Raw genomic sequence first — 8,748 nt, forward strand, 5'->3', positions numbered from 1 at the left:
ATCAGTTTTTAGATGACGAAAAATCGTTCTATGTCGATCAAATTTTAGAAAATAAAAATAATAAATTGAGGTAAAAAATGACAGAAGATTATCGAACTAGAGAGTATGAGAGCATGTATTTTTGTGAGTCGTGTGACTCAAGGCAAATGCATGATATTAAGAGCGTTTGCACATTTAATGGTTATGGCGCGGGGGAAAATGGTGAAGATGCCCATGATTGGGTGCATTATTTTAGTTGTCATAAGTGCGGCCATCACGGTGCGGATATGTAGTGGATTCACTACGCATATCGGATGTTATGTTAAACCCATAGGTTAAAATGGGTTAATCAACTTGCAAAATAGACCGTTTTGCGTGATATTTAGCAAGATATACCATTTATTTGGGCTGTAACCGTGGATAAAAAGACGATAAAGCTACTTTTTGAAAATGGCGTAGTCGTTAGCTGTGAGATCACAGAAGATCCTACTCGACATCACGGCTATTTGCTCCAGTTTCGACAAAAAAACGGCTCAACGGTTGTGTTGAGTGATTCTCGAAACAAAAGCGAAAAATGGTTTGGAAAACTCGATACTGCCGCAAAAGCTGCAAGAGAAATCGGGTTTCAGAATTTTAGTGTGTACATGCCAAGCCCTGTTGGGAAGCCTGTACCGAAACCTGAGGATTTTAAACTCGGTAATTAAAAACAAGATGGGGAAAATTCTAGCGCCTCGTAAAACCAATAGGCTAGAAAGCAAAAACCCCTAATAACATGTCTTTGGCGAGAGAGTTATTAAGGGTTCCGTGGCCACCCAGTCGGTGACGCGTTAGAGAAATTATAACTGATTTCCTCTCTCCGTCAATTCCTTCTGTGGCTGCACTCGTTCTGACAATAAGGTCAGAACGAAACGAGCAACAGAGGAACATGAATCAAAATAATATAATAAAAATATTCGAAGACAGATTACCTAAAAAACCGTATTACTCTGATGACCTGTGTTTTGGGCTGCGAATTAATGCTGTTGAAAAGGCTAAAAAAGCTAAATTAATTCAGCCAAATGGCCCAACGCATAAGTATTGGTTTATCTTCGACGTAGATAGAAAGGGAGCTTTTCTAGATTGGGAAGAGAGAGGTGCTCCTGCGCCGAATTTGGCAATTATGAATCCTAATAATAAGCATGCCCACCTTCTTTATGGTTTGGAAACTCCTGTTAGAACAGCTAAGGATGCCAAACTGAAACCTTTAAAGTATGCCGCAGCGATTGAACATGGTTTACGTTTAAAGCTTGGATCTGATATGGGGTATAGTGGTCTCATTTGTAAAAACCCTTTGAACTCTTATTGGTGTACTCATACGTTTACCTCTGAGTTGTATACATTGGATTACTTAGCAGAATACGTTGATATTCAAACACCGGTAAACGATGTAGAACCCCAAGGGCTAGGACGAAATGTTGATCTTTTCGATACACTGAGAAAGTGGGCTTATCGGGCTATCAGGCAAGGTTGGCCTAAGTTTGACCAATGGCTTACTGCTTGCTCTGATAGAGCTTTGATGATCAATACAAGATTTACCTCTCCTTTAGATAACAATGAAGTTGACCACGTTGCAAAGTCTGTTGCTAAGTGGACGTTTAATAATTTCTCAGAACGTAGTTTTAGTGACATACAAGCCGCAAGAGGTGCTAAAGGAGGCGCTAAGAGTAAAGGAGGAGGAAGGAAAAAGGACGGTTCTTCTGATAGACAAAAGAAACCTTGGGAGAACATGGGAATATCTAGAGCAACCTACTATAGAAATAAGAAAACTGAGACTAAAACAAGCCATATCAGATAATAGCCCTTAGGGGGGCTATCCATGTGACTCATAGTCCGTAGACATATAGTCAACATCCCTCAATGATCCTTCTTTGTAAAGGGGGATTTCATGAACGAAGATCAAACATTGCTATCTTTTGGTGATCATGTTCGTAAGTTACGTTGTAACGTTGGATTAAGCCAAGAAGAGTTGGCTTCTTTATCTGATCTTGATCGTACTTATATCAGTGGTATTGAGAGAGGTAAACGAAATTTAAGTCTTATTAACATCGTTAAACTCGCTTCTTCATTGAATGTTTCCTTGCCTGAAATAATGTCATTCAATGTGGAAGAATAATTTATGAGTTCTTTGTTTGTTCATGAGGAAGCTGAGAAATTTAGTGTCTCTACAGATTCTGTTATCTATAAGTATATAGCTAGGAAAACTAAGGCTTCTGATAGAGATAGTAAAGCGCGTCGGTCGTTGGGTAATTTGTATGCTTTGTATGTTCTTTGCGATGATTATGTCAAAGGTAATTCTAAAGGATCATCATTTACAGAGTTAATGGCTCGAATGAAAAGTATGCCTTTCGGCTCTAAGTTACAAAACCATCCCTTAGATAATAGGTTAAATGATGAAGTTAGAAGGCAGTATGGCGTTTCTGAAGATATGTTCCCTGTTCAGCCTGCTGATTTGGGAAATGGTAAGAAAGCTAGAAAGATTTCAGTCTCTTTATTATCTGAAGGTGGAATGAATCCAATTGATGTTGCCTCTTATGTTGTTTCATCCATAGATCGATATATTCAGATCATTGATGACAATCAGACAGCGTATTTAAAAGAAATTGAAGATACAAGTTCGGATAAAGATACGATAGGTGTTATTGAAAAAGCATTTGAATACAACTCGGATGCACGTTTATTTGAAATAATATCTTTTGCTTTACTCCATTTACACTTTAGACAGACGTTGGTTACAACGATTATTAATGATGAACAAAGTACAGATCATCTATGTTTGTATCGAACAGGTAGAACAAATGCTAATGATGGTGGAATTGATTTTGTTCTTAAGCCATTAGGTAAATTTTTTCAGGTAACTGAAACTTTAGACTTTAAAAAATATTTTTTGGATTTCGATAAGATTAATCGATTTTCTTTGAGCTTTGTTATTAAGACGGATTTAAGTGAGGCGGATGTTCGAAAAGAAATCGAAGCTAATGCAAAGAAGGAGCTAAAAGAGGATCTTGTTGATTTATATATTTCTTTGTTCGATGAAATATATACGGTTAACGAACTAAAAGAGATCCTAACTTGGGTTTCACAATCTCATGAGCTGATTTCCCAGCTCAAAGAGATTGTGATTAATTGTTTTAAGTTGGAGTATGGCCTCTTAGATTAAAGAGGCTTGTTTCTCTTCACTTTTAGGGTTCTTTTCCCTCACTTTTTTAGAGAGATTGCTCGTTTTTCTTTTCTTTTCCTTTTCCAGCTCTTCTTTGGAAAAGTTAGATGGCAAATCGAGCCTTCTAATTCCCATTTTCACGTAGTCTTCGTTTATTTCTATTCCTATAGACTTTCTACCAAGCCTCTTTGATACTGCTGATGTTGTAAAGCTCCCTGAAAATGGGTCAAGAACAGTGTCACCTTCATTAGACGATGCCTTTACTATTCTTTCTAGTAACGATTCTGGCTTTTGAGTCGGATGATTTTCATATTCGTGCATTTTGAACCTTACACGAGGAAACTCCCATACATTTCCGGGTACTTTCTTCGTATTGTATGGCTGAGGAGGGTTTTTCCTGTAGTCAATAAGCTGTCGTTTTGACCCAGTTTTAGCTTCAACCATTATGTCTTCATGGTTAAATGTGTAGTTTTTTGCATGCTTTGTGAGCATTATTATTGGTTCATACATAGATCCATAATAAGTTTTAGCCTGTACTCCTGAGCTATCATAAGACCATACAATTCTGCTTTTTACACAAAATGTTTTTCTACACCAAATATCTAAATAAGGCATGTTTTCTGTACTGTTCATTAGATAAAACGTACCTGTTGGCTTTAGAACTCGATAACACTCTGATATCCATTCATAGCACCACTCTAAGAAGTCTGACTCTGACCACTTCTCTTTCAAGCCATCGAAGTCCTTACCGATATTGTATGGAGGGTCTGCAAAAATTAAATCGACACTTGCGTCTTCAATTTTGTTGAATGAAGTAAGAACATCTCCGTGTAGTATTTTGTGATTTTCGTCTTCGTATGTTGTATTGAATACATCAAATCTTTCAGCCATTAATACAATTCTCTTTGCGTATATTACTTCATATGTATGAAGTATGAATTATGAATTAATATATTTCTCTAGTGCATCTTTAACTATTGCACTTACAGTTCTGTGTTCTAATTTTGCTCTTTTGTTTGCTGTTGCCATATCCTCTACTTTTTCAAGCAGATCTGAAGGTAAACTAATAGTAGTTCTCGCTATTTCTACTTTCTTTTCTTCTTTGACTTTTGTCTTTGTTATTTTATGAGCATCGTCTGCTTGGTCTGCAAAAGCACTAATTTCTGCTTCAGTTGGTTCTGATCGAGTTCTTTTTTTTACCATCTTATATTAACTCCTGAACAAGCAGTTGTATTTCTGCTTTTGCTTTCGAATCTTTCCACTCAACAACCCCTGCACCTTCACTAATTGAATCTCTGTATGCCTTTCTATCTCTAATTACTGATCGGCATAGTTCTAGTTCTGGGAATTCCGACAAGTATTCTTTTGCCTCATTTGCCTCATTAATCTGAGGGTTACTTGGAGCTAAAGTTAAAACCGCTTTACATTTCAAATCTGGATTCATATCTCTAGCTTGAGTAATTACATCAACTAAATGTGGCAACGTATCTAAATCTGGTTGGCTTGGGCGAAATGGTGTTAACAATATATTGGCAGTTAACATGCCAGTCCTTAACTCTCTGCTATCTCTACCGGCAACATCAACAACGATAATTTCATATCTATTATTTAGATCTTTTAAGTTTTGGTGGATGTTGTCGTACATTGATACGCAATGAATTATTGGATAATCACTTTCAGATCTATCTTGAATAAATCGACTGCTCGTACCTTGTCTGTCTCCGTCAACAAGACAAACGTCCTTTCCTAATCTTGCTAGCTCTGCGCAAATGTTAACAGCAAGCGTAGATTTACCACATCCACCTTTCTGGCTTCCTATTAGAATTATCATATTTCATACTTATGAGTTATTAAATGTGAAGTAGTAAGTATGAAGTAATACTTTTATATGTCAAGTAAGCGCTTGATTAGGATAAAAAAAACGGTACGTTTAAAGTAAAGAATAAAAATAAGAGGTGGTTATATGTTCTTACTTGGTATTGATGATGTGTTTTCAGATTTTCTATCTGAATTAAATATTAAGTTTGATTTTGAACAAATAAATTTTTCAGAAGAGTCAGAATCAGCGCTTGTTAGAGGGGGGAAGCTAAAAAATTTAACTCCAGAAAGAGTACAAGAAATAGCCGCGCCGTATCTGGAAAAGTCTCTTAAACTGCTATGGCAAACAGCTAAAATTTTGCTCTCTGAAAGTGATTTAAAAGTATTTAAATCGTTGCTTAAGAAAGCATTACCTATTCTGAAAAAAGGGGATAAGAAAGAAGTTGATGCTATTTTGAATCAACTAGAGGCATATATTAAAAAGTGCCTTGAAAATTATAATGACGGGTTAGATGAGCTTGATGATGAGTTCAATAATGATAGTAAGTTAGATGCTTTACTTATTATTGCTATGTTGTTTTTTATGTCGGTTCGAAGCAAAGAGGCATCTTTTTTTCATAAAGAATATGGTCAGTACTTCAAACCAAGAACAACTAAGCCAAAAGATAATAAAAAAGACGACAAAAACAAGCTTGAAAACCCAGATTCTGACAATGACCCAGATCCTCAAAAACCTAGCCGCAGAAAAAGAAAGAGATAATAAATTATTATCTTCTATATTTATTTTTTCGTTTGCTTTTTATGTGGAACTTAAAAGAATTTACAAGTTTTCGTTTATCACTCGAACTTAATTTACTTGATGCTTTATCTAGGGCTTTCAACTCTTCTATCGAACGTTTAGCCACTGTTTTACTGTTCGATTCGAGCGTAGCTTTAACATAGTTAGTAACAGCTTTATTACGATATTTTTCGACGATTTCATTTAGCCCTTGAGCTAATGACTTTAGATATAATTGACCTGCTTCAAACCCCGCTTTTAGTCGTTTTTCGATCTGTTTGAGTTTATTAATACGTTCTTTTCGTTGCTGTTCTTCTTTCTCAAGCTTCTTATTTTGTTCAGATAAATACGTAAATTGGTTGTATTTACGTTGGCCAATGGGCTTTTTGTTATCCATTCGCATATATTTATTCTTAGCTTTTAAGTCTGGGTCTTCATCTTCATATTTTAATTTAAATTGAAAGTCATGGCCGTGCCATTTCAGCCACATATTCGCATATACGTAAAAATGTTCCTGTAACGCGCGTCCTGATATTTCGCGTTCTTCTGGAGTCAGTTTTGAATACTGATCAGAAGACAAATTTAAGTCGGGGCGGGTATGCCGTAACAAACGAATTTCTGCATCGGCATAGTCTGCTAAACCGTTTACTGAATTGACTGCTGAATGGTATACGTGTGGGTGTTCTCTTAACTCGTCGAAGTGGAGTGCTTTTAAGAATATTGGGTATTCTGAAAAGTGTACTTTATGGTAATCCTCATAGAGTTCTACTTGGTCTTTACATGAGAGTGCTATGTCGTTTTCTTCTGGGATTTTGAATAGCTTTTCTACAACGTTGATATTAAACCCTGAACTTTTGTTTTTTCCAGAAATAAGTATTTCATTTTGGAGTTGCTCTAACTCTTCAATAGCACGTTTTTTATCGTTGTAACGCGCTATTTTGTCATCCACTTTTTCAAATAAAATTGAGGCTTTGTTGATATGTTTTTCATCAGACAAACGCGTAATGATATTTTTATATAATCGCTTTTCGTGATCAGATGATTTGTCGGATTCTGCCCATTTTTTAAATTTACGTTTTAATGCTACGCGTCGTTCAGCGCGTTTTGCTTTCAGATTCCTTTCTGCTTCATCATCTTTTGAAAGCTTGTTTTTGTAGTTTATTAAATAACGATAAGCCTCCTCTGCTCTAATTTCATTATCGTACAAATAATATTTGTTTAAATGGGATAATTCTGGATTAACATTTTTGGCTTTCCGTAAAAATGTATGTTCTCCAGATCTATTTAATTGATGCTTTTGATTTTTGGTATAACGTAGCTGACTAAAAAATAATGTGGATGTTTTCATCTCCTTTTCACCGTTGATTTTGTCTCCTCGGTGTTACCCTCGGAGAGCCAAGTATTCTTTATGAAATCTTTACGCGAAGCGAAAGTTGCATGAAGAAAATACTTGGTTATTTAACACGGGTAACTTTCAGTCACCCATATTTTTAACATACATTATTTTTTGAAAAAGCAAACGTCAATATAAGGTCTTGATCTATCAATGCCATACGTTGACTAAATTTCAATAATTTGTAACTATATGAAAAATAACAAGTTTTTCTTGACATGCTCCGAAAAACCTGTATCATGTAATAGTATGAGTTGAGGCCACTGGGGCCGAGGCGATTTATCTTGGCAGATAAGAAAATGAAATTTTATATACAATTAAATAGTCAGTTTCGAAAGAAAATGCAGCTCTAGTTTTATGCGCTGTACTGCCAAGATAAGACCGCCGTAAAGGCGGTTTTTTTTTGCATATTAAAAATAAAAAGAGAGGCAGATGATTATGAACATGGAAAAGTATTGCGAGCGTTGTGACGATGAAACGATTCACAACCATGAAGAGAAATATGAACGATGGATGGATTCATCTATTGATGATGACGACTTATCACAATCAGAAGTGATAAGCAGAATGAACGGCGACAAGGTAACAACGGTGACTTGCACTAAGTGTCTCCACAGTTACCAAACGCTTTAAATAATAGAAATAAGAGGATTAAAAATGGATCAAAAAGAACAAAAAAACGGATTACCAATTGAACGTTTCTGTCACACCTGCGGTGATGAAACAGAACAGCTTTGTAATAGGTATTTAAAACCGAATGCTGATGAGTGGACGGTTGAGTACACATGCACTATTTGCCGTAGAACTATTTAACTAAAATAAAAAATGAGGAAAAAAATATGACTAAAAAGCTAACTAAAAGACAACAACAGGTAGTCGATAATGCTCGAAACAATAAAGCAAGTAATGTTGTTGAGACTGCCGAAAAACCTGAATCTAGAAGAAGTTTTTCTTACAGAATTAAACCTTCCATCGCACATAGGTTTGAACGTGAAATAAATCTTCTAAAAGAGAAAAATCCTTCGATATTGAAAGGAGCGGTGGTTGAAAACTTAATGTCTGACTTTTTAGATGACTTAAACAGAATGAGAGTGGAAAGCGAAAAAGCATACTAAAGGGTATACCGGATAGAACAATAATAAGAGGGCAGTATGGTATGAAAATAAGAATGATGGGAGCCGATGATTTAAACCAACGCTTGGTAGACTTTTTAGTCTGCCAACGCTTGCACGATGGGCGGGTTTATCCGAACCGTGGCGGCAATGGTTCACGAGTTTACCTTGATATTGATGATCGGGAGGCCGAACGGATTTTAGAAAAGTTAGAGCGCTTTAATCAGTTTTTAGATGACGAAAAATCGTTCTATGTCGATCAAATTTTAGAAAATAAAAATAATAAATTGAGGTAAAAAATGACAGAAGATTATCGAACTAGAGAGTATGAGAGCATGTATTTTTGTGAGTCGTGTGACTCAAGGCAAATGCATGATATTAAGAGCGTTTGCACATTTAATGGTTATGGCGCGGGGGAAAATGGTGAAGATGCCCATGATTGGGTGCATTATTTTAGTTGTCATAAGTGCGG

General features: G+C 36.0%; 13 protein-coding genes. 9 read left to right on the forward strand and 4 right to left on the reverse strand.

What is annotated here, in order from left to right; genetic code table 11:
• Window positions 1-77: 77 nt before the first annotated feature.
• From A3735_RS29560 to A3735_RS08595, 5 genes are all read left to right on the forward strand, one after another.
• The gene (locus tag A3735_RS29560; protein WP_156499540.1) at window positions 78-272 is read left to right on the forward strand and encodes a hypothetical protein; all 195 of its coding nucleotides are present in this window, start codon (window positions 78-80) and stop codon (window positions 270-272) included.
• Between the two features lie 123 nt (window positions 273-395).
• Window positions 396-683 (forward strand): hypothetical protein, encoded by a 288-nt coding sequence (locus A3735_RS08580; protein WP_068637919.1) that lies wholly within the window; start codon window positions 396-398, stop codon window positions 681-683.
• A 221-nt stretch (window positions 684-904) separates the two neighbouring features.
• Complete coding sequence (locus A3735_RS08585; RefSeq protein WP_068637921.1) at window positions 905-1,813, forward strand: replication initiation protein; 909 nt, start codon at window positions 905-907, stop codon at window positions 1,811-1,813.
• A 90-nt stretch (window positions 1,814-1,903) separates the two neighbouring features.
• A complete protein-coding gene (locus A3735_RS08590; protein ID WP_068637923.1) occupies window positions 1,904-2,131 on the forward strand; it encodes a helix-turn-helix domain-containing protein in 228 nt (75 codons plus the stop codon).
• A gap of 3 nt (window positions 2,132-2,134) precedes the next feature.
• Window positions 2,135-3,175, forward strand: coding sequence for a type II restriction endonuclease (locus A3735_RS08595; protein ID WP_068637925.1), 1,041 nt, complete (start codon window positions 2,135-2,137; stop codon window positions 3,173-3,175).
• Here the strand turns inward: A3735_RS08595 and yhdJ are convergent.
• The 3 genes from yhdJ to A3735_RS08610 are packed head-to-tail and all read right to left on the reverse strand — an operon-like array spanning window position 3,167 to window position 5,006.
• Window positions 3,167-4,066, reverse strand: a complete 900-nt coding sequence (gene yhdJ / locus A3735_RS08600; RefSeq protein ID WP_068637927.1) for an adenine-specific DNA-methyltransferase — start codon at window positions 4,064-4,066, stop codon at window positions 3,167-3,169. The genes A3735_RS08595 and yhdJ overlap by 9 nt on opposite strands.
• A gap of 48 nt (window positions 4,067-4,114) precedes the next feature.
• Complete coding sequence (locus A3735_RS08605) at window positions 4,115-4,378, reverse strand: ribbon-helix-helix protein, CopG family (protein WP_068637929.1); 264 nt, start codon at window positions 4,376-4,378, stop codon at window positions 4,115-4,117.
• 1 nt (window position 4,379) lies between these two features.
• On the reverse strand, window positions 4,380-5,006 hold the full coding sequence (locus tag A3735_RS08610) for a division plane positioning ATPase MipZ (protein ID WP_068637931.1): 627 nt from the start codon (window positions 5,004-5,006) through the stop codon (window positions 4,380-4,382).
• Between the two features lie 132 nt (window positions 5,007-5,138).
• Between A3735_RS08610 and A3735_RS08615 the strand changes: the two genes are divergently transcribed.
• A complete protein-coding gene (locus A3735_RS08615; protein WP_068637933.1) occupies window positions 5,139-5,753 on the forward strand; it encodes a hypothetical protein in 615 nt (204 codons plus the stop codon).
• A 7-nt stretch (window positions 5,754-5,760) separates the two neighbouring features.
• Here A3735_RS08615 and A3735_RS08620 read toward each other — a convergent pair whose 3' ends face one another.
• Window positions 5,761-7,119 (reverse strand): hypothetical protein, encoded by a 1,359-nt coding sequence (locus A3735_RS08620; RefSeq protein WP_068637935.1) that lies wholly within the window; start codon window positions 7,117-7,119, stop codon window positions 5,761-5,763.
• 477 nt (window positions 7,120-7,596) lie between these two features.
• Between A3735_RS08620 and A3735_RS08625 the strand changes: the two genes are divergently transcribed.
• The 3 genes from A3735_RS08625 (at window position 7,597) to A3735_RS08635 (ending at window position 8,572) form a co-directional block, all read left to right on the forward strand.
• The gene (locus tag A3735_RS08625; RefSeq protein WP_068637937.1) at window positions 7,597-7,797 is read left to right on the forward strand and encodes a hypothetical protein; all 201 of its coding nucleotides are present in this window, start codon (window positions 7,597-7,599) and stop codon (window positions 7,795-7,797) included.
• A gap of 206 nt (window positions 7,798-8,003) precedes the next feature.
• Window positions 8,004-8,279: a hypothetical protein gene (locus A3735_RS08630; RefSeq protein WP_068637939.1), complete on the forward strand. Its 276-nt coding sequence runs from the start codon at window positions 8,004-8,006 to the stop codon at window positions 8,277-8,279.
• A gap of 41 nt (window positions 8,280-8,320) precedes the next feature.
• Window positions 8,321-8,572, forward strand: a complete 252-nt coding sequence (locus A3735_RS08635) for a hypothetical protein (protein WP_068637941.1) — start codon at window positions 8,321-8,323, stop codon at window positions 8,570-8,572.
• Window positions 8,573-8,748: the final 176 nt, after the last annotated feature.

This window comes from Oleiphilus sp. HI0061 (assembly GCF_001635675.1).